Source organism: Pseudoxanthomonas sp. UC19_8, from assembly GCF_042700505.1.
GTDB lineage: Bacteria > Pseudomonadota > Gammaproteobacteria > Xanthomonadales > Xanthomonadaceae > Pseudoxanthomonas_A > Pseudoxanthomonas_A winnipegensis.
The window spans coordinates 2,413,341-2,432,239 of the sequence record NZ_CP170559.1; the positions used below are offsets into that span (position 1 = coordinate 2,413,341).

Genomic DNA, 18,899 nt, shown 5'->3' on the forward strand with positions numbered 1-18,899 from the left:
TGGCGGCCGTGTGTCTGCTGGCCCTGGCTGGCGGCGTCTCCCCGGGCTGGGCGCAGCAGGCGACCGACGCGCCGGCCGAGGCGCGCGGGGCCGGGACTGCGGCGGCCGATGCAGGCGTCGATCCGGCGCAGCAGAGCGTGGATGGCGGCGAGATCTTCCGCCAGTTCCGCGAGGGGCTGGCCGAACCCAGCTGCACCGCGCAGGCCAGCGATGCGCAGTACCGGCGCAACTTCGCCCACGCGCCGAATCGGCTGGCCGATCGCGACGACGACATCCTGCCGCTGTTCGGCTACGTGGTCGGCGCGATGCGCCAGGCCGGCCTGCCGACCGAGTACTCGCTGATCCCCTTCGTGGAGAGCGGGTACCACCCGGGCGCCGCCAACGGCGCGGGCCCGGCCGGCCTGTGGCAGTTCGTCTCGCTGACCGCGCGCAACCACGGCGTGCGCATGCGCAAGGGCTACGACGGGCGGCTGTCGCCGGTGGAATCGACCCAGGCGGCGGTGCGCTATCTCAAGACGCTGCACGACATGTTCGACGGCAACTGGCGTCTGGCGATCATGGCCTACAACGCCGGCGAGAACCGCATCGTGCAGGCGGTGCGCCGCGCCGGCCGCGGCACGGCGATGGAACGGCCCACGACGCTGCCCGGGGTCTCGCGCAACACCGCCGCCTACGTGGACAAGCTGCACGCGCTGGCCTGTGTGCTCGAGGATGCGGGGGAGCGCCCGGAGTGGCTGGCCTCGCTCGCGCGGCCGGTCGCGCATCTGCAGGCCACGGCGCTGCCGGCCGACTACGGCTCGCTCTCGGCCTGGGCCGCGCGCGAGGGCCGCGACGTGGACCAGATCGCCGGCCTCAATCCGGCGGTGTCGCGCCTGCGCGGCGGCCTGGGCGGCGAGACGATGTGGGTGTTGGCCGGCCCGCGCACCGGCACGCCGGCGGTGGCCGCGGATCTGCGTGCGCTGGGCGGCGGCGACGCGGCTCCCGCGTCGTCCAGTGCGCCGGCCGAACCGCCGGCCACGCACACGGTGGTGCGCGGCGAGACGCTCTCGGCCATCGCCCGCCGCTACGGCCTGGCCACCGCGCAGCTGATCCGCTGGAACGCGCTGGGCAAGCGGGCGCTGATCAAGCCGGGCATGGTGCTGAAGCTGGCCGATCCGCTGCGCTGAGACCCGCATCCTTGGGCGATGGCAGAATGAGCGCTTGGTTTTCGGCTCGCACGCGAGAGGCGCAATGGGGTTTCTGCAAGGCAAACGTGTCCTGATCACCGGCATCGCGTCGGACCGCTCCATCGCCTGGGGCATCGCCGAAGCCATGCATCGCCAGGGGCCGAACTGGCGTTCACCTACCAGAACGACAAGCTCAAGCCGCGTGTCCTGCAGGCGGCGACCACCTTCGGCAGCGAGATCGCGCTGCCGCTGGACGTGGCCGACGATGCGCAGATCGATGCCTGCTTCGAGGCCCTGGCAGAGCACTGGGACAGTCTGGACGTGCTGGTGCATGCCATCGCCTTCGCCCAGGGCGAGGCCATCGCCGGTGAGTTCCTCGATGGCCTAACGCGGGAGAACTTCGCGGAGGCCCACGACATCTCGGCCTATTCGCTGGCCGCCCTCGCCCACGCGGCGCGGCCGCTGATGCGGGGCCAGCAGGGTGCGATTTTGACGCTGAGCTATCTCGGCGCGCAGCGTGCGCTCTACAACTACAACCTGATGGGCGTGGCCAAGGCCAGCCTGGAGGCGACCGTGCGCTACCTGGCCCTCAATCTCGGTCCCGAAGGCACGCGCGTCAACGCCATCTCCGCCGGGCCGATCAAGACGCTGGCCGCTTCGGGCATCGCGGGCTTCCGCAAGACGCTCAGCTATGTCGAGGAACATGCGCCGCTGCGCCGCAACGTCTCCATCGACGATGTGGGCAATGCGGCGGCGTTCCTGTGCTCGGATCTGGCCGCCGGCATCACCGGTGAGATCACCTATGTCGATGCCGGTTACAACATCCTGGGGATGAGCGGGGTTGATGGCGGCTGAGGCGCGAGCTGGGCTCACGCTTAAAAGCTTATCTGCCGATCTAGGGATCCCCGCTGCCTCGCGCGTCACGCTAGGAGGCTTCGGATCGAAGCAAAGCCTAGGATCGAAGAAGTCCTGATCGATTCGCCGCAGCGCCTCGACCTGGGAGTGCGGAGCGCGGGCCATGCCGGCCCGACGATGAATCCGGCATGGAGTGCGGAAGCCATACCCGGCCGGGTCGAGGCGGGTTAGCGAAGTCAGCTCGCCCACTCCACTCTCACGTCATCGGCTGGCTCACGCGCCAACACCGGCGAGAACGAAAAAGCCGCGCCTGTCAGCCAGGCGCGGCTTTCGATGTCGTGCGGCGAGGACGCGCTTACAGCTTGTCTTCGTGCACCACGACCTTGAACTTGCGGCGCGTGTCCTGGACGTATTGCTGCACGTCCGCGCCCGCATAGAGCTGGGTGATCTGCTGGCGCAGCTGCTCGCGCTGGTCCTCGGGCAGCTTGCCGGCATCGCCCGGGGTGACCTTGTCCACGGTGAACACCACGAAGCGGCCGTCTTCCATGCGCACCTTGCCCGGGGTGACCTTGCCGGCCTCGGGCGCGGGCGCGGCGAACAGGGCCTGGCTGCCTTCGCGCCAGGGGATCTGCGCGCCGCGCGGCAGGCCCGGGATCAGCCCGAACTGGTAATGCGCCGCGTCGGCGATGGCCTTGAGGCTCTCGCCCTTCTTCACCCGCGCCAGCACGTCGTCGGCCAGCTTTTCGGCGGCCTTTTCGGCGCGGTCTGCGCGCACGGCGGCCACGACCTGGTCCTTGACCTTGTCCAGCGGCTGGTCGGTCGCTTCGCTGTGGTCGGTCACGCGCACCACCAGGGCGTGCGTGTCATCGATCTTGATCAGCTGGCTGGCGGTGCGGTCGGCGATCTGCTGCTCGTCGAACACCACGCGCAGCACCTGCGGGTTGGCCAGCAGGCCCGGCGCGTCGCCGCGCGAGAAGGGGCCGGCCTTCTGCACCTGCAGTCCGGCGGCCTGGGCGCCGGCGGTGAGCGAATCCGGGTTGTCCAGCGTGGCGGTGACCAGCTTGCCGGCCACGTCGTTGTAGTGCTTGGCGTCGGCTTCCTTCTGCGCCTCGGCGGCCAACTGCGCGCGCACGTCCTCGAAGGGCTTGGCGGACTGGCCCTTGACCTCGCGCAGCTTGATCACGTGGTAGCCGAACTCGCTCTTGATCGGGCCCACCACCTCGCCCGGCTTGGCGATGCCGAACAGGGCCTGTTCGAACGGGCCGACCATCATCCCGCGCGTCACCCAGCCCAGGTCGCCGCCGTTCTCGGCCGAGCCCGGGTCCTGCGAATTGGCCTTGGCCAGCGCGGCGAAGTCCGCGCCCGGGGCCTTGGCCTGTTCGGCCAGCTTGGCCGCCTTGTCCTCGGCCGCCTTCTGCGTGGCCGCATCGGCGCCGGCGGGCACCGAGATCAGGATGTGCGAGGCCAGACGCTGCTCGGTGGAGAAGCGCGCGGTATCGGCTTCGTAGCGCTTGCGCAGCTCGGCCTCGTCGACGGCCGGCGCGGGCGGCAGCTTGGACGCGTCGACCTCGACGTACTCCACGCTGACCTGCTCGGGCTTGCGGAAATCGGCGCGGTGGGCGTCGTACCACTGCTTGGCCTGGGCATCGGTGACCGGCGCGGTGTCCGGGGTCGGCGCCGGCAGGGTGGCCAGGGTCACATCGCGCGTCTCGCCCATCCGCTTGAAGAACTGGTCCATCTGCTGATCGGTGACGAAGCTGCTCATCGCCAGGCCCTGCGGCACCAGGGAGATGGTCATGTCCTGGCGCAGCTGCTGCTGGTAGGTGGTCGGGGTCAGGCCGTTCTGCTGCAGGATCGCGGCGTAGGTGGCGCCGTCGAACTTGCCGCCCTGCTGGAAACTGGCGTCCGAGGCGATCGCTTCGCGCAGCGCGGCATCGCTCACCGCCACGCCGTCCCGCGTGGCGGCCAGTTCGACGACCTTGCGGTCGATCAGGTCGTCCAGGATCTTGCGCTTGTTGGCGGCCGAGTCGAACTCGCGGGCGTCGAAGGCATCGCGCTGCTGCGCCTGCTGGCGGCGGCGTGCGTCGCTCACGGCGCGCTGGTAGTCCTGCACGCTGATGTCGGCGTGCTGCCACAGCAGCGAGAGCGGCGGCCACGACGGGGCCGAGGGCCACCAGGTCGGCGGGGCCTGCACGCGTGCCACGGAGGAATCCGGACCACCGCTCATGTACTCGTTCACGCCCACGAAGGCGAACGGAACGATCAGCAGGCCCATCACCACGGTGGCGATCCAGCCTGAGGTCTTTTCGCGAAGAGTCTGCAACATCGAGTCGTTAGGTCAGGTTCGGCAAGCCGCGCAGTTTAGCGTGGTTCCACGCGCAATGCCGCCGGCTAGGCCGCGCCCCTGACACGATGCTCAGGCACGGGAAAAGGCTCCGCGGGATCGCGGCGCCCTGGGCGTTCCGGCTTCGGAGGGGCAGCGATCCGGCGGGCGGTGGCCGCTTGTCCCTCGATCAGGGCATCCTGCCCTGACTCGGGCGCTCCGCGTCCTGCTTCGCTGGTCGCGTCCGCCGCCCGCCGGACCGCTGCCGCGTGCGTTACGCCTTAAGACTTCGGGTGGAGAAAAATCGCAGTCATCTGCCGAGTAAACGCGCCCGATCGTGTCGAGGCTGGCGAAACGTGTTTGCCCGCGCCGCGTGCGGCGAAGCACAAAAGAAAACGCCCGCCGGGGTCGCCGGCGGGCGCTTTGAACAACTGGCGGAGTGGACGGGACTCGAACCCGCGACCTCCGGCGTGACAGGCCAGCATTCTAACCGACTGAACTACCACTCCGCGCTTGAAACGCTTTGCACAACATCTGCCTTCACCCTTCGGGGAAAGCAAAGCCCCCAATCGCTCGGGGGCTTTTGGAACAACTGGCGGAGCGGACGGGACTCGAACCCGCGACCTCCGGCGTGACAGGCCAGCATTCTAACCGACTGAACTACCGCTCCGCGCTTGAAACTCTTGGCTGTGGTGCTTGGTGGGTGCTGAGGGTTTCGAACCCCCGACCCTCTCCGTGTAAAGGAGACGCTCTACCGCTGAGCTAAGCACCCTGGCGAGCTGAGCGGATTAGTTTACAGCGTCCTTCAGAGCCTTGCCAGCCTTGAATGCAGGATTCTTCGAAGCGGCGATTTCGATGTTCTCGCCGGTCTTCGGGTTGCGGCCCGTACGCGCGGCGCGGCCACGCACCTGGAAGGTGCCGAAGCCCACGATGGTGACCGAGTCGCCGCCCTTCAGCGCTTCGGTGATGCTGGCCACGACGGCGTCGACAGCACGGGTGGAATCAGCCTTGCTCAGGTCGGAACGGCTGGCGACAGCCTCGATCAATTCGGCTTTGTTCATTGCGATAACTCCATGTGCGGTATGCAACCGCTGAATGTGTGACCGGCCCGGGGCTTGCGCCACGTCGGGCCGGTTGGATCCCACTGCGAACGACCGTTGGGGACGTCCTTGGGTGCGGCTTTTATACCAGCCGCACCCCGGTGCCGCAACCAAAAAACCTAATAACGGCGCGGGTTTCAGCGCGTTTTAGGTTTCATGAAGCGCGCAAAGTCAATGCTTGACATCGCGCTGCGGCGCACGCTTGGCCGGCTGCGGCACCTCCACGCCCTTGTCGCCTTCCGAGCCGCCGACCGGCCCGACCGGGCGCTCCAGCGCCAGGTCCAGCACCTCGTCGATCCACTTCACCGGCACGATCTCCATGCCCTTGAGCACCGACTCGGGGATGTCCGCCAGGTCCTTGCGGTTCTCCTCGGGGATGATCACGGTGGTGATGCCACCGCGCATGGCGGCCAGCAGTTTTTCCTTCAGGCCACCGATGGCCGAGACGCGGCCGCGCAGGGTGATCTCACCGGTCATCGCCACTTCGGCCTTGACCGGATTGCGCGTCAGCGTGGACACCAGCGCGGTCACCATCGCGATGCCGGCGCTCGGGCCGTCCTTGGGCGTGGCGCCATCGGGCACGTGCAGATGCACGTCCTGCTTCTGCAGGAACTCGGTGTCGATGCCGAGGCTCTCGGCGCGCGAACGCACCACCGACAGCGCGGCCGAGGCGGATTCCTTCATCACATCGCCGAGCTGACCGGTCAGCGTCATGCCGCCCTTGCCGGGCACCAGCGTCACTTCGATCTGCAGCAGGTCGCCGCCGACCTCGGTCCAGGCCAGGCCGGTGACCAGGCCGATCTCGTTGGCTTCCTCGGCGCGGCCGAAGTCGAAGCGGCGCACGCCCTGGTACTTCTCCAGGTTCTTCTCGGACACCACGATGCGCGCCTGGCCCTTCTTGGCCTTCTTCTCCGGCTGCGGGCCGGCCAGCGCGATCTCCTTGACCACCTTGCGGCAGATCTTGGCGATCTCGCGCTCCAGGCTGCGCACGCCGGATTCGCGCGTGTAGTACCGCACGATGTCGCGCACCGCGCTTTCCTCGATCTTCAGCTCATCGGGCTTGAGGCCATTGGCCTTGAGCTGCTTGGGCACCAGGTAGCGCTGGGCGATGTTGAGCTTCTCCTCCTCGGTATAGCCGGGGATGCGGATCACTTCCATGCGGTCCAGCAGCGGGCCGGGGATGTTGAGCGAGTTGGAGGTCGCCACGAACATCACGTCCGACAGGTCCAGGTCCACTTCCAGGTAGTGGTCGTTGAAGGTGTGGTTCTGCTCGGGGTCGAGCACTTCCAGCAGGGCCGAGGACGGATCGCCACGGAAGTCCATCGACATCTTGTCGATCTCGTCCAGCACGAACAGCGGGTTCTTGGTGCCGACCTTGTTGAGGTTCTGCACGATGCGGCCCGGCATCGAGCCGACATAGGTGCGGCGGTGACCGCGGATCTCGGCCTCGTCGCGCACGCCGCCCAGCGCCATGCGCACGAACTTGCGGTTGGTGGCCTTGGCGATGGACTGGCCCAGCGAGGTCTTGCCCACGCCCGGCGGCCCGACCAGGCACAGGATCGGGCCCTTCATCTGCTTCACGCGCGACTGCACGGCGAGGTATTCGAGGATGCGCTCCTTGACCTTCTCCAGGCCGTAGTGATCGGCGTCCAGCGTCTCCTGGGCGACCTTGAGGTCCTTGCGCACCTTGGAGCGCTTCTTCCACGGCACGCCGAGGATCCAGTCCAGGTAGTTGCGCACCACCGCGGCCTCGGCCGACATCGGCGACATCTGTTTGAGCTTGTTGAGCTCGTTGCGCGCCTTGGTCTCCACGGCCTTGGGCATGCCGGCCGCGGCGATCTTGCGGGTCAGCTCCTCCAGTTCGTTGGGCGCGTCGTCCAGCTCGCCCAGCTCCTTCTGGATCGCCTTCATCTGCTCGTTGAGGTAGTACTCGCGCTGGGACTTCTCCATCTGCGACTTGACCCGGCCGCGGATGCGCTTCTCCAGCTGCTGCACGTCGATCTCGCCATCGACGAAGCCGACCAGCAGCTCCAACCGCTCGCCGACCGGGATGGTCTCCAGCAGGCGCTGCTTGTCGCTCAGGCGCACGCCCAGGTGCGCGGCGATGGTGTCGGCCAGGCGGCCGGGCTCGTCGATGCCGGCCAGGGTCTGCAGCAGCTCCGGCGGCAGCTTGCGGTTGGTCTTGACGTACTGCTCGAACAGGCTCATCAGCGAACGCGCGACGGCCTCGATCTCGCGCGATTCGGCGGCCTCGTCGGTGTCGATCTCCTCGCCCTGCCCGTACAGCGACTGCTCGCGTTCGACGATCTCGCTGACCGCCACGCGCGCGATGCCCTCGACCAGCACCTTGATCGTGCCGTCGGGCAGCTTCAGCAGCTGCAGCACCTGGGCCAGGGTGCCGATCTGGTAGAGGTCGGCCGCGGTCGGGTCGTCGGTGTCGGCCGACTTCTGCGCGACCAGCAGGATGCGCTTGTCGGCGGCCATGGCCTGCTCCAGCGCGCGCATCGACTTGTCGCGGCCGACGAACAACGGGATGACCATATGCGGGAAGACCACCACGTCGCGCAGCGGCAGCACGGGCAGGTCCAGGATCTGGGGTTCGGTACGGGCCATGGGGGCTCCAGGAAAGTGCGGGGAGGCAGGCTGGGAAGCAGTGCGAACACGTGCCGCAAAAATGCCAATGGCCCCGTTATGGGGCCATTGGCTGGGCGATGCAAGCGAGAATCCGGAGCCCTTTTGCGATCAAGGACTTACCCGATCATTCGGCCGATGCGACCTTGGGCGCGGCCGGCGGATTCTGGTAGATCAGGTAGGGCTCGGACTTGTGCTCGATCACCGACTCGTCCACCACCACCTTGCCGACGTTTTCCAGCGACGGCAGGTCGTACATGGTGTCCAGCAGCACCGACTCGACGATGGTGCGCAGGCCGCGGGCGCCGGTCTTGCGCTTGAGCGCCTTGCGCGCGATCGCCGACAGCGCGTCGGGGCGGAATTCCAGCTCCACGCCCTCCATGTCGAACAGCCGCTTGAACTGCTTGGTGATGGCGTTCTTCGGCTCGGTGAGGATCTTCACCAGCGCCGGCTCGTCCAGCTCCTCCAGCGTGGCGACCACCGGCAGGCGGCCGACGAACTCGGGGATCAGGCCGAACTTGATCAGGTCTTCCGGCTCGACCTCGGACAGCACCTTGCCGATCTCCGGCTTCTTCTCCGAGGACTTGACCTTGGCGCCGAAGCCGATGCCGCTGGCCTCGGTCGAACGCGCCTGGATGATCTTGTCCAGGCCGGCGAAGGCACCACCGCAGATGAACAGGATGTTCTTGGTGTCCACCTGCAGGAATTCCTGCTGCGGGTGCTTGCGGCCGCCCTGCGGCGGGACGCTGGCCACGGTGCCTTCGATCAGCTTCAGCAGCGCCTGCTGCACGCCTTCGCCGGACACGTCGCGGGTGATGGACGGGTTTTCGCTCTTGCGCGAGATCTTGTCGATCTCGTCGATGTAGACGATGCCCTGCTGCGCCTTGTCGACGTCGTAGTCGCACTTCTGCAGCAGCTTCTGGATGATGTTCTCCACGTCCTCGCCGACATAGCCGGCCTCGGTCAGCGTGGTCGCATCGGCGATGGTGAACGGCACGTTGAGCAGCCGTGCCAGCGTCTCGGCCAGCAGCGTCTTGCCCGAACCGGTCGGCCCGGCGAGCAGGATGTTGGACTTGGCCAGCTCGACGTCGTCGCTCTTCTGGCGGCTCTCGATGCGCTTGTAGTGGTTGTACACGGCCACGGCGAGCGTGCGCTTGGCGCGCTGCTGGCCGATCACGTACTGGTCGAGCACCTCGAGGATCTCGCGCGGCTTGGGCAGCGAACTGCGCGCCGACTGCGCCTTCTCCTCGAGCTCCTCGCGGATGATGTCGTTGCACAGCTCCACGCATTCATCGCAGATGAACACGCTCGGGCCGGCGATCAGCTTGCGGACCTCGTGCTGGCTCTTTCCGCAGAACGAGCAGTACAGGATTTTGTTGCTCTCGCCGGAACGGCCTTGGCGGTCTTCGCTCATGCTTGTTTTACCCACTCACAGCTGCCCCCGCGGGGGCATTCGATTTCGAGAATAGCACCGGATCGGCGCCGTTGGCGTCTGCCCGGCGCCGCGCCCGGAACGCAGAAATCCGTCTGCAAGTTCCGGGCCCCGGGCCGCCCCGGGCGGCTGGACCGGCTTGAAACGACGCGCGCCGGGTCGTTGCCGCCCGGCGCGCGAGGGCCGAAAGGATCCCGGCCAGCCGGCCGTTCGTTCAGGCAGACTGGATCGACTCGTCCGGACGGCGCTCCAGCACCTCGTCCACCAGGCCGTAGGCCTTGGAGTCCTGGGCGCTCTTGAAGTTGTCGCGCTCGGTGTCGCGGGCGATGGTCTCCAGCGACTGGCCGGTGTGCTTGGCCAGGATCTCGTTGAGCTTGTGGCGCAGGGTTAGGATCTCGCGGGCATGGATGTCGATGTCCGTGGCCTGGCCCTGGAAGCCGCCCAGCGGCTGGTGGATCATCACGCGCGAGTTGGGCAGCGCATAGCGCTTGCCGGCCGCACCGGCCGCCAGCAGCAGCGCGCCCATCGAGGCGGCCTGGCCGACGCAGATGGTGCTCACGTCCGGCTTGATGTACTGCATGGTGTCGTAGATCGCCATGCCGGCGGTGACCACGCCACCGGGCGAGTTGATGTAGAAGCTGATGTCCTTTTCGGGATTCTCGGCCTCAAGGAACAGCATCTGCGCCACGATCACGTTGGCCACGTGGTCGTCGACCGGCCCGACCAGGAAGATCACGCGCTCCTTGAGCAGGCGGGAATAGATGTCGTAGGCGCGCTCGCCGCGGCTGGTCTGCTCGACCACCATCGGAACGAGATTCAAGGCCTTGGTCAGGTTATCCATGGAGTGAGGCACCTTATCGTTGTTGGATCCGTCTCCCCGGGAGGGGACACGTGGATTGCGCTGGATCCCGCCTCACCGCACCGGCCGGCGCCTTTGGGGCGCCGGACCGATGGCGAAACCGGGGACCGTTACTGCCGGATCGCGTCCTGGAAGGACAGGCCCTGTTCGGTGTGCTGGGCGCGCTCGGCGATCCAGTCGATCACCTGCTCCTCCATCACACGGGACTGCAGCCCAGCCATCATCTGGGGGTCGTTGCGGTACAACTCAATGACCTGCTCGGGCTCCTCGTAGGTGGAGGCGATCAGGCGCAGGGTTTCCTGCACGCGCTTGGGGTCAAGGCGCAGCTCGTTGCGGCGGGCGACCTCGCCCACCAGCAGGCCGACCAGCACGCGCTTGCGCGCCGGGTCCAGGAAGCCCTGGTAGGCGTCGTCGGGCACCTGCACGTTCTGGCCCTGGCGGCGGGCCTGCTCGACCTGCTGGGCCAGCATGGCGCGGGCCTCGTTCTCGACCAGGCGCTCGGGCATCTCGACAGAGGCGTAGGCGGCGATCAGCTGCTCACCCACCTCGCGGCGCAGGCGGTTGGCCAGCGCGCCCTTGAGCTCGCGCTCCAGGTTGGTGCGGATGTCGGCGCGGAACTGGGTCTCGTCGCCGCTCTTGACGCCGAAGCTCCTGATGAAGTCCTTGTCCACCGGCGGCAGCACCGAGGCGGCCACGTCGGTGACCTTCAGGTGCACCTGGACGCTCTTGCCGGCCAGCTGCGGCACGCGCCAGTCGGCCGGGAAGGCGACGGTGATTTCCTTGTCCTCGCCCTTGGACATGCCGACCAGGGCCTGCTCGATGTCGGCGAACATCACGCCCGAGCCGATCAGGGTGGCGCCGGTCTCCACGCCCTCGGCGGGCAGGCGCTCGTCGCCGGTCTGCGACCAGGTCTCCAGCGCGACGCGGTCGCCCTCGGCGGCGGGGCGATCCACCGCCTCGAAGGTGCGGCGCTGCAGGCGCAGGTTCTCGATCATCTGGTCGATGTCGGCGTCGGTCACCTCGGCGGTATGGCGCACGACGTTGAGCTTGGAGACGTCGATCTGCCCGAAATCCGGCACCACCTCGAAGGTCGCGACCCACTCCAGCTCGCCCTCGCCGGCCGGCTCGAGGCGCGGATTGCCGGCCAGCTGCAGGGCCTGTTCGCGCACGGCCGAGTCGAAGGTCTCGCGCAGCAGCCCGTCCAGGGCCTCGGCGCGCACCTGCTTGCCGAAGCGCTGCTCGATCACCTTGGCCGGCACCTTGCCCGGGCGGAAGCCCTTGATGCGCACGGTGCGGCTGAGCTCGCGCAGGCGGCCGCCGATGTGGTTGTCCAGGCGCTCGGCCGGCAGCGTGAAGCTCATGCGGCGCCCAAGGCTGCCGGTCGATTCGACGGAAACGGTCATCTCACTTAGCTCCTGCAACCGCGACGCAAGGCTGGTCGCGGGTCATCGTTGTTGAAGGTTGAAGGGGTTGCTTCGGACGCGGGCCGCGGATGCCGCGGTCGGGCCCCTTGCCGAACGCGCTAGTTTCGCCGATCGGGCGCGGTTTGACCACAAATGCGTCCAGGCGCGTTGACAGGTGCACCTCGCATCCAGACAATACGCGTCCTTTCCGGCGGGCAACGTCGGTCAGGGACCGGCGAGTCGCCGGCCCGCACACGGTTTCCGGGGTATAGCGCAGTCTGGTAGCGCGCCTGCTTTGGGAGCAGGATGTCGGGGGTTCGAATCCCTCTACCCCGACCATCCAACGCGGTCCGATCGATGTAGTCCGGATGCGATCCAGCCGGGCGCCCGTAGCTCAACTGGATAGAGCACCGGCCTTCTAAGCCGGCGGTTACAGGTTCGATTCCTGTCGGGCGCGCCAATTCACCGGTGCACGAGGCTGGATGCGGTATCAGTGGTGGCTGTAGCTCAGTTGGTTAGAGTACTGGATTGTGATTCCAGATGTCGGGGGTTCGAGTCCCCTCAGCCACCCCAATCCGCAGCGGTTTTCTTCGACAAGGGTGTTGCACAAACCGAATCATCGCGTATACTGCGCGACCAGTTTTCGGGGCCGTTAGCTCAGTTGGTAGAGCAGTTGACTCTTAATCAATAGGTCCAAGGTTCGAATCCTTGACGGCCCACCAAACAAGAAGGCGTCCAGTGCTCTGGGCGCCTTCTTTCTTTTCCGGCTTCGCAAAGCCGCGCGCTCCGGCGCGGCGCAAGGCAGCGCGGCGACTTCCTCGCCCGCTGGACCCGGCCAGCGCCGCTGCCGCAACGATCGGGCAAACCGACCACTAACAGCATCGTCAGCGCCTACTGTCGCAATCGACAGGTAGAATGCGCGCGACCTCATGCGAAAGTGGCGGAACTGGTAGACGCACTGGATTTAGGTTCCAGCGGGTAACCCCCGTGCGGGTTCGAGTCCCGCCTTTCGCACCAGCATCATTCGAAGGTATCGCCCAGGGAGGCACCATGATCCGCAGCGGCAATCCGGCTCTGAAAGAGTCCACGTTCCTCGACCTCGGCACCGGCGCGGTGGTCACCCGCGACGGCGGGGCGATGACCCTGAACGGCACGGTCAACAAGACCGGCTTCCTGCTGCTGCTGAGCCTGCTGACCGCGGCCTTCGCCTGGAACCAGTCCACCGTCGCCCTGCCCAACGGCGAGATGACCGCAGCCGCCGGCGCGGCGGTCTACGTGATCGGCGGCGCGATCGGCGGCTTCGTGCTGGCGCTGGTGACGGTGTTCAAGAAGGAATGGTCGCCGGTCACCGCGCCGCTTTACGCGCTGGTGGAAGGCTTCTTCCTCGGCTCGGTCTCGGCCCTGTACGAAATGCGCTTCCACGGCGTGGTGTTTCAGGCCGTGCTGCTGACCTTCGGCACGCTGTTCGCGCTGCTGATGGCCTATCGCAGCGGCCTGATCAAGGCGACCGAGAACTTCAAGCTGGGCGTGGTCGCGGCCACCGGCGGCATCATGGTGATGTACCTGGTCTCGATGGTGATGCAGCTGTTCGGCATGAACGTGTCCTACCTGCACGGCTCGGGCGTGGTCAGCATCGGCATCAGCCTGGTCGTGGTGGTGGTGGCCGCGCTGAACCTGGTGCTGGATTTCGACTTCATCGAATCCGGCGTGGACGCCGGCGCGCCCAAGTACATGGAGTGGTACGGCGCCTTCGGCCTGATGGTCACGCTGGTTTGGCTGTACGTGGAATTCCTGCGTCTGCTCTCCAAGCTGCAGTCGCGGAATTGACGGGAATGGGGAATCGGGAGTGGGGAATCGTAAGAGCCCGCTTCTCGGTCACTGATCGAATCACCCATCAACCCGCATAACGAAAAAGGGCGCCGCGAGGCGCCCTTTTTCGTTGCGGGGTCGGCGGGGCTCAGAGGCGGCTGGCGATGGCCTTGGCGAAGCCCATGGTGTTGCCGGTGCCGCCCAGGTCCGGGGTGACCGAATCCTTGGCTTCCAGCGTGGCCACGATCGCCTTGCGCAGGCGCGTGGCGTTGTCCGGCTGGCCGATATGGTCGAGCAGCTGCGCGGCGGCGAGCAGCAGCGCGCAGGGGTTGGCCTTGCCCTGCCCCGCGATGTCCGGCGCCGAGCCGTGCACGGCCTCGAAGATCGCCGCGTTGGTGCCGATGTTGGCGCCCGGGGCCAGGCCGAGGCCGCCGACCAGACCGGCGCACAGATCCGAGAGGATGTCGCCGAACAGGTTGGTGGTCACGATGATGTCGAACTGCTCCGGACGCATCACCAGCTGCATGCAGGTGTTGTCCACGATCATCTCGTTGCACTCGATGTCGGGGTAGTCCTTGGCCACTTCGCGGCCGACCTTCAGGAACAGGCCCGAGGTCGACTTGATGATGTTGGCCTTGTGCACCAGGGTGACCTTCTTGCGGCCGGTGGCGCGGGCCAGGTCGAAGGCGTAGCGCACGATGCGCTCGGAGCCCTTGCGGGTCACGCGCGCCATCGACACGGCGGTTTCGCCGTCGGCGGAGACTTCCTGGCCTTCGCTCAAGTAGGCGCCCTCGGTGTTCTCGCGCACCGTGATCAGGTCCACGCCGCTGCCGAAGCGCGACTTGGTGTTGGGGAAGGAGATCGCCGGACGCACGTTGGCGTACAGGTCGAAGTGGCGACGCATGGTCACGTTGATCGAGGTGAAGCCCTCGCCCACCGGCGTGGTCAGCGGGCTCTTCAGCGCGACCTTGTTCTTCTCGATCGACGCCAGGGTCGAGGCGGGCAGCAGGTCGCCGTGCTTCTCCAGCGCGACCAGGCCGGCGTCGGCTTCTTCATAGGTCAGGCCGGCCTTGAGCGCGTCGAGCACGTACAGGGTGGCTTCCATGATTTCCGGGCCGATGCCGTCGCCGCGGATGACCGTGATGGTTTGCGTCATTGAGTGGGGATCCAAGCTGTGGCGCGCAGCAGGAGTGCCGCGCGGGGGGCTCGCCAGTATGCAGGGTCGCCCGCTTGCCCTCAAATGCAACCATTGGCGTGGACACCCTAAATTCCTCTAAATCTTCGGAAAGCCCGCGATCTTGTCGCCAACGATCGGAAAACCATGAGTATGTCGATTCAGGTATGCATTAGAAATGCATACCTGAAGACCCCTGAAAAGTTCCGCTATGCGCAGGATTGGGGCTCCTTTGCCCCCTCCCTTTCGCCGCAGGCGAAGGGGAGGGCCGGGGTGGGGTGCTGTTGCTTCGGCGGCTTGCCCGGGAAAGCCCCGACCCCTCCCCATCCCTCCCCTGCGCTACGCGCAAGGGGACTCAAGCCAAAGCCCTGTGACCTGACGCGCGAGGCAGCGGGCCGGCGGGCGGGGGCCGCGCCCAGCGAGGCAGGAAGCCGAGCGCCTTAAGGCAGGGCAGGATGCCCTGATCGAGGGGAAAACAGCCCCCGCCCGCCGGACCGTTGCCCTTCCGAAGCCAAGACGCTCAACTGCAACGCGACCCTAGTACTGCGAGAAGCACTCTGATCTTGGTACTCCGAGCGAAAGTCCCTGGGTTCCCGCGTTCGCGGGAACGACGATAGCGGGATGTAACGCGGGGCAGATGACCCGACCGAGAGAAAGGCGGACAGAGAAAGGCGGACACCGCCCGCCCGGCCGCCGCCTCACCGAAGCCGAACCGCAGCCCTTGCGAGCGGCAAGGCCCTCGCACCGAGCGCCCCGGCCAGCAAAAGAACCGACCGTCAGCCGTGATCGTGCGCGGCAGGCGCCGGCGCGCCGCCTTCGAGCTGGTCGAGGAAGTCCACGGCACGGCGCAGGTGCGGGATCACGATCGAACCGCCCACCACCAGCCCGACCGAAAAGGTCTCGAAGAACTCCTCGCGGGTGACGCCGACTTCCTTGCACTGGGCCACGTGATAGCTGATGCAGTCGTCGCAGCGCAGCACCATCGAGGCCACCAGGCCCAGCAGCTCCTTGGTCTTCACGTCCAGCGCGCCGGCCTGGTAGGTCTGCGTATCGAGCGCGAAGAACCGGCGCACGACCTGGTTGGGCTCGCCCAGGATGCGCTGGTTCATGCGCTGGCGGAACTCGGTGAAGGCCTGGACGCGGTCGGCCTCGGTCTCCCCGCCCTGGCTCATGCCGCGTCTCCGGCCAGCAGGGGCTCGAGCTTGCCGGCACGGTGCAGCGCCATCATGTCGTCGTAGCCGCCGACGTGGGTCTGACCGATGAAGATCTGCGGGACGCTGGTGCGCCGGGTGCGCGCCATCATCTTCTCGCGCTCGGCCGGATCGGTGTCGATGCGCACCTCGGTCCAGGTCTGGCCCTTGGACTTGAGGAAATTCTTGGCGGCCACGCAGTACGGGCAGGCGGCGGTGGAATACAAAGTGATCTGGGGTGCGCTCATGGGGAATTCTCGGCACGTGGGAAGGTCTGAAGACGCATCATGGTGACATGTCACCGGCGGACCAGAGGGCGCAATGCAACGCTGCGGATTAACCACGGATTCACCCCTGGGCACAGGCGCACCGCCATGCTGCGCGGATTTCCGCCGATGCATCGAGGGATCGACCGCGTGCGCCTGACCCTGCTGGCCACTGCCCTGACCACGCTGATCGCCGCACCGCTGGCGTTCGCCCAGGCCGACAGACTGCCCGACATCGGCTCATCGGCCGGTGAACTGCTCACCCCCGCCCGCCAGCAGCAGTACGGCGCCATGACCCTGCGCGAACTGCGCAACTACGGCTACCTGCTGGACGACCCGCTGATCGACGACTGGCTTGACCGCGTGGGCGGCAAGCTGGCGGCCAACAGCGACCGGCCCTCGCAGCCCTTCACCTTCTTCATGCTGCGCGACCGGCAGATCAACGCGTTCGCCACCCTGGGCGGCTACATCGCGGTCAATTCCGGCCTGGTGCTGACCGCCGAGCGCGAGGACGAAGTGGCGGCGGTCCTGTCGCACGAGATCGCCCACGTCACCCAGCAGCACGTGCTGCGCAGCGTCGAGCGCGCCCAGCGCGACCAGATCCCGATCCTGCTGGGCATGCTGGGCGCGATCATCGCCGCGCAGGCGGCCGGCGGCCATTCCAGCGGCGATGCGACCCAGGCCGCGGTGGTCAGCGGCATGGGGCTGATGCAGCAGCGCCAGATCGACTACACCCGCTCCAACGAGTCCGAGGCCGACCGCATCGGCATCCAGACCCTGGCCCGCGCCGGCTACGACCCCGACGCCATGGCCGGCTTCTTCAGCCGCATGGACCAGGCCATGCGTGCCAACAAGGGCGGCGAGCGCGAGCGCACGCCCGACTATCTGCAGACCCACCCGGTCACCAGTTCGCGCATCAGCGAGGCGCACGACCGCGCCGAGCGGATCAAGCGCGAGAAGAACGTCATCACCACCGTCAGCACCCCGGGCGGCAAGATCGTCGAGTCCAGTCCGCGTGAGGGCGACTACGCCGCCGGCGCGCGCAGCAACAACCCGCTGCTGCCCTTCCAGGTGACCCTGCCGCAGGCCAGCTTCGACAATGGCGCCACCGGGCTTTTCCAGTGGGCCAAGGAGCGCCTGCGCGTGCTCAGCGCCAACACACCCGATCAGGCCATCCGCGAGTACGAGAGCATCCGCCGCAGCACCGGCGAACTGAGCGAGGCCCAGCAGTACGGCCTGGCCCTGGCGCAGCTGCGCAACAACCAGCCCGGCGCCGCCGTGGCCGCCCTGACCCAGCTGCTCCAGCGCTCGCCCGGCAACCAGTGGCTGGGCATCGGCCTGGCCGAGGCTCAGGCCCGGGCCGGCGACGTGCCCGGGGCCAAGGCGCGCTTCAAGGACCTGATGGCGCGCACGCCCAACAGCCGCGCCGTGGCCCTGGGCTACGCCCAGGTGCTCAACGGCCAGGGCGACCGCGCCGGCGGCCAGCAGGCCCAGGCCGTGCTGCAGCCGCTGCTGGACGCCAGCGCGCAGGACCCGATCTTCCAGCAGGCCTACGCCCGCGCCTGCGAGCTGGCCGGCGACAGCGTCCGGGCCGGCGAGGCCTACGCCCAGGTCGCCTACCTCAACGGCCGCCCCGAGCAGGCCCTGACACAGCTCAGCAATCTGAAGAAGCGCGAGGCGCTGGACTATTACGCCCGCGCCCGCATCGACGCCCGCATCGCGGCCATCACCCCGGAGGTGCTGGCCCTGCGCGATGCCGGGGTCAAGGATCCGGACCTGGACCGCAACCGCTGAGGGCCTGGGGCGCACCGATCCGCCGCGAGTGTCACAATCGAGTCACAAAATTGTCGTCTACTGCCGCACGTCCCCAATCCGTCCGGCTCCCGACCCGTGCAGAAGCGCATCCTGATCGTCGATGATGAACCCGCCATCCGTGACATGGTGGCCTTCGCCCTGCGCAAGGGCGAATTCGAGCCGGTGCATGCCGGCGACGCCCGCGAGGCCCAGGGCGCCATCGCCGACAAGGTGCCCGACCTGATCCTGCTGGACTGGATGCTGCCCGGCACCAGCGGCCTGGAGCTGGCCCGTCGCTGGCGCAAGGACGCCCTGACCCGCGAGGTGCCGATCATCATGCTCACCGCGCGCGGCGAGGAGAACGACCGCGTCGGCGGCCTGGAGGCCGGCGTGGACGACTACGTGGTCAAGCCCTTCTCGGCGCGCGAACTGCTGGCCCGCATCCGCGCGGTCATGCGCCGCTCGCGCGAGGACGAGGAGGACGGCAGCATCGCCCTGGGCGCACTGCGCATCGACGGCGCCGCCCACCGGGTATTCGCCGAGGACACGCCGGTGCCGATCGGTCCGACCGAGTACCGCCTGCTGCATTTCTTCATGACCCACCCCGAGCGCGTCTATACCCGCACCCAGCTGCTCGACCACGTTTGGGGCGGCAGCGTCTACGTGGAAGAGCGCACCGTGGACGTACATATCCGCCGCCTGCGCAAGACCCTCGAACCGCACGGCGTGGACAACATGGTGCAGACCGTGCGCGGCTCGGGCTACCGCTTCTCGGTGTCCACTTAAGGCCAGGAACGAGGGAAAGCCGCGACGCGTGGGCCGCCCCGCAACCGGGGCGTCCGCCCCGCTCGTGCCACGTTCCTCCACACGCGTGCCTCGCCTTGCGCTGCTCGCCCT

At 67.6% G+C, this 18,899-nt stretch carries 14 protein-coding genes and 8 tRNA genes; 10 read left to right on the forward strand and 12 right to left on the reverse strand.

Annotated features, from left to right (window positions below; all coding sequences use genetic code 11):
* The first annotated feature begins 8 nt into the window (after window positions 1–8).
* Complete coding sequence (locus ACFJIT_RS10600; RefSeq protein WP_379653592.1) at window positions 9–1,166, forward strand: transglycosylase SLT domain-containing protein; 1,158 nt, start codon at window positions 9–11, stop codon at window positions 1,164–1,166.
* Window positions 1,167–1,373: 207 nt separating this feature from the next.
* Window positions 1,374–2,021, forward strand: coding sequence for an enoyl-ACP reductase (locus ACFJIT_RS10605; RefSeq protein WP_379655761.1), 648 nt, complete (start codon window positions 1,374–1,376; stop codon window positions 2,019–2,021).
* A 355-nt stretch (window positions 2,022–2,376) separates the two neighbouring features.
* Here the strand turns inward: ACFJIT_RS10605 and ACFJIT_RS10610 are convergent, their stop codons facing one another.
* The 9 genes from ACFJIT_RS10610 to tig all read right to left on the reverse strand — a co-directional run bounded on the left by ACFJIT_RS10610 (window position 2,377) and on the right by tig (window position 11,769).
* Window positions 2,377–4,347: a SurA N-terminal domain-containing protein gene (locus ACFJIT_RS10610; protein WP_379653593.1), complete on the reverse strand. Its 1,971-nt coding sequence runs from the start codon at window positions 4,345–4,347 to the stop codon at window positions 2,377–2,379.
* Window positions 4,348–4,776: 429 nt separating this feature from the next.
* Window positions 4,777–4,853, reverse strand: a tRNA-Asp gene (locus ACFJIT_RS10615).
* 84 nt (window positions 4,854–4,937) lie between these two features.
* Window positions 4,938–5,014, reverse strand: a tRNA-Asp gene (locus ACFJIT_RS10620).
* Between the two features lie 27 nt (window positions 5,015–5,041).
* Window positions 5,042–5,116, reverse strand: a tRNA-Val gene (locus ACFJIT_RS10625).
* 16 nt (window positions 5,117–5,132) lie between these two features.
* Complete coding sequence (locus tag ACFJIT_RS10630; RefSeq protein WP_130519995.1) at window positions 5,133–5,405, reverse strand: HU family DNA-binding protein; 273 nt, start codon at window positions 5,403–5,405, stop codon at window positions 5,133–5,135.
* A 210-nt stretch (window positions 5,406–5,615) separates the two neighbouring features.
* Window positions 5,616–8,057, reverse strand: a complete 2,442-nt coding sequence (lon, locus tag ACFJIT_RS10635) for an endopeptidase La (RefSeq protein ID WP_130519993.1) — start codon at window positions 8,055–8,057, stop codon at window positions 5,616–5,618.
* Between the two features lie 145 nt (window positions 8,058–8,202).
* Window positions 8,203–9,489 carry an ATP-dependent Clp protease ATP-binding subunit ClpX gene (gene clpX, locus ACFJIT_RS10640; protein WP_130519991.1) on the reverse strand — a complete coding sequence of 429 codons (1,287 nt, stop codon included), beginning with the start codon at window positions 9,487–9,489 and terminating at the stop codon, window positions 8,203–8,205.
* Between the two features lie 232 nt (window positions 9,490–9,721).
* Entirely contained in the window at window positions 9,722–10,348 is a 627-nt protein-coding gene (gene clpP / locus ACFJIT_RS10645; RefSeq protein ID WP_130519989.1) for an ATP-dependent Clp endopeptidase proteolytic subunit ClpP, read from the reverse strand.
* Between the two features lie 128 nt (window positions 10,349–10,476).
* Window positions 10,477–11,769, reverse strand: a complete 1,293-nt coding sequence (tig, locus tag ACFJIT_RS10650) for a trigger factor (protein WP_379653594.1) — start codon at window positions 11,767–11,769, stop codon at window positions 10,477–10,479.
* 262 nt (window positions 11,770–12,031) lie between these two features.
* On the opposite strand from tig, the gene ACFJIT_RS10655 reads away from it, so the two are divergent.
* From ACFJIT_RS10655 to ACFJIT_RS10680, 6 genes are all read left to right on the forward strand, one after another.
* Window positions 12,032–12,108, forward strand: a tRNA-Pro gene (locus ACFJIT_RS10655).
* Between the two features lie 44 nt (window positions 12,109–12,152).
* A tRNA-Arg gene (locus ACFJIT_RS10660) sits at window positions 12,153–12,229 on the forward strand.
* Window positions 12,230–12,265: 36 nt separating this feature from the next.
* A tRNA-His gene (locus ACFJIT_RS10665) sits at window positions 12,266–12,342 on the forward strand.
* A gap of 73 nt (window positions 12,343–12,415) precedes the next feature.
* Window positions 12,416–12,491, forward strand: a tRNA-Lys gene (locus ACFJIT_RS10670).
* A gap of 209 nt (window positions 12,492–12,700) precedes the next feature.
* Window positions 12,701–12,786 (forward strand) — tRNA-Leu (locus ACFJIT_RS10675).
* A gap of 33 nt (window positions 12,787–12,819) precedes the next feature.
* Window positions 12,820–13,596 (forward strand): Bax inhibitor-1/YccA family protein, encoded by a 777-nt coding sequence (locus ACFJIT_RS10680; RefSeq protein WP_306992962.1) that lies wholly within the window; start codon window positions 12,820–12,822, stop codon window positions 13,594–13,596.
* Window positions 13,597–13,726: 130 nt separating this feature from the next.
* Here ACFJIT_RS10680 and ACFJIT_RS10685 read toward each other — a convergent pair whose 3' ends face one another.
* The 3 genes from ACFJIT_RS10685 to grxC form a co-directional block, all read right to left on the reverse strand.
* A complete protein-coding gene (locus ACFJIT_RS10685) occupies window positions 13,727–14,734 on the reverse strand; it encodes an isocitrate dehydrogenase (RefSeq protein WP_130529136.1) in 1,008 nt (335 codons plus the stop codon).
* Window positions 14,735–15,528: 794 nt separating this feature from the next.
* A complete protein-coding gene (locus ACFJIT_RS10690; RefSeq protein WP_379653595.1) occupies window positions 15,529–15,924 on the reverse strand; it encodes a carboxymuconolactone decarboxylase family protein in 396 nt (131 codons plus the stop codon).
* Window positions 15,921–16,190: a glutaredoxin 3 gene (gene grxC, locus ACFJIT_RS10695; RefSeq protein ID WP_379653596.1), complete on the reverse strand. Its 270-nt coding sequence runs from the start codon at window positions 16,188–16,190 to the stop codon at window positions 15,921–15,923. Before grxC ends, ACFJIT_RS10690 begins: the two co-directional genes overlap by 4 nt.
* A gap of 147 nt (window positions 16,191–16,337) precedes the next feature.
* Here grxC and ACFJIT_RS10700 point away from each other — a divergent pair, with 147 nt between their 5' ends.
* Together ACFJIT_RS10700 and phoB are read left to right on the forward strand one after the other, a co-directional pair.
* Window positions 16,338–18,002 (forward strand): M48 family metalloprotease, encoded by a 1,665-nt coding sequence (locus tag ACFJIT_RS10700; RefSeq protein ID WP_235872769.1) that lies wholly within the window; start codon window positions 16,338–16,340, stop codon window positions 18,000–18,002.
* 96 nt (window positions 18,003–18,098) lie between these two features.
* A complete protein-coding gene (gene phoB / locus ACFJIT_RS10705; RefSeq protein WP_130519977.1) occupies window positions 18,099–18,788 on the forward strand; it encodes a phosphate regulon transcriptional regulator PhoB in 690 nt (229 codons plus the stop codon).
* Window positions 18,789–18,899 lie beyond the last annotated feature (111 nt).

Excerpts from the sequence above, each read along its gene's own strand:
- ACFJIT_RS10610 (WP_379653593.1), bottom strand. The coding sequence starts at position 4,347 with ATGTTGCAGACTCTTCGCGAAAAGACCTCAGGCTGGATCGCCACCGTG.
- ACFJIT_RS10630 (WP_130519995.1), bottom strand. The coding sequence starts at position 5,405 with ATGAACAAAGCCGAATTGATCGAGGCTGTCGCCAGCCGTTCCGACCTG.
- lon (WP_130519993.1), bottom strand. The coding sequence starts at position 8,057 with ATGGCCCGTACCGAACCCCAGATCCTGGACCTGCCCGTGCTGCCGCTG.
- clpX (WP_130519991.1), bottom strand. The coding sequence starts at position 9,489 with ATGAGCGAAGACCGCCAAGGCCGTTCCGGCGAGAGCAACAAAATCCTG.
- clpP (WP_130519989.1), bottom strand. The coding sequence starts at position 10,348 with ATGGATAACCTGACCAAGGCCTTGAATCTCGTTCCGATGGTGGTCGAG.
- tig (WP_379653594.1), bottom strand. The coding sequence starts at position 11,769 with ATGACCGTTTCCGTCGAATCGACCGGCAGCCTTGGGCGCCGCATGAGC.
- ACFJIT_RS10680 (WP_306992962.1), top strand. The coding sequence starts at position 12,820 with ATGATCCGCAGCGGCAATCCGGCTCTGAAAGAGTCCACGTTCCTCGAC.
- ACFJIT_RS10685 (WP_130529136.1), bottom strand. The coding sequence starts at position 14,734 with ATGACGCAAACCATCACGGTCATCCGCGGCGACGGCATCGGCCCGGAA.
- ACFJIT_RS10690 (WP_379653595.1), bottom strand. The coding sequence starts at position 15,924 with ATGAGCCAGGGCGGGGAGACCGAGGCCGACCGCGTCCAGGCCTTCACC.
- grxC (WP_379653596.1), bottom strand. The coding sequence starts at position 16,190 with ATGAGCGCACCCCAGATCACTTTGTATTCCACCGCCGCCTGCCCGTAC.
- ACFJIT_RS10700 (WP_235872769.1), top strand. The coding sequence starts at position 16,338 with ATGCATCGAGGGATCGACCGCGTGCGCCTGACCCTGCTGGCCACTGCC.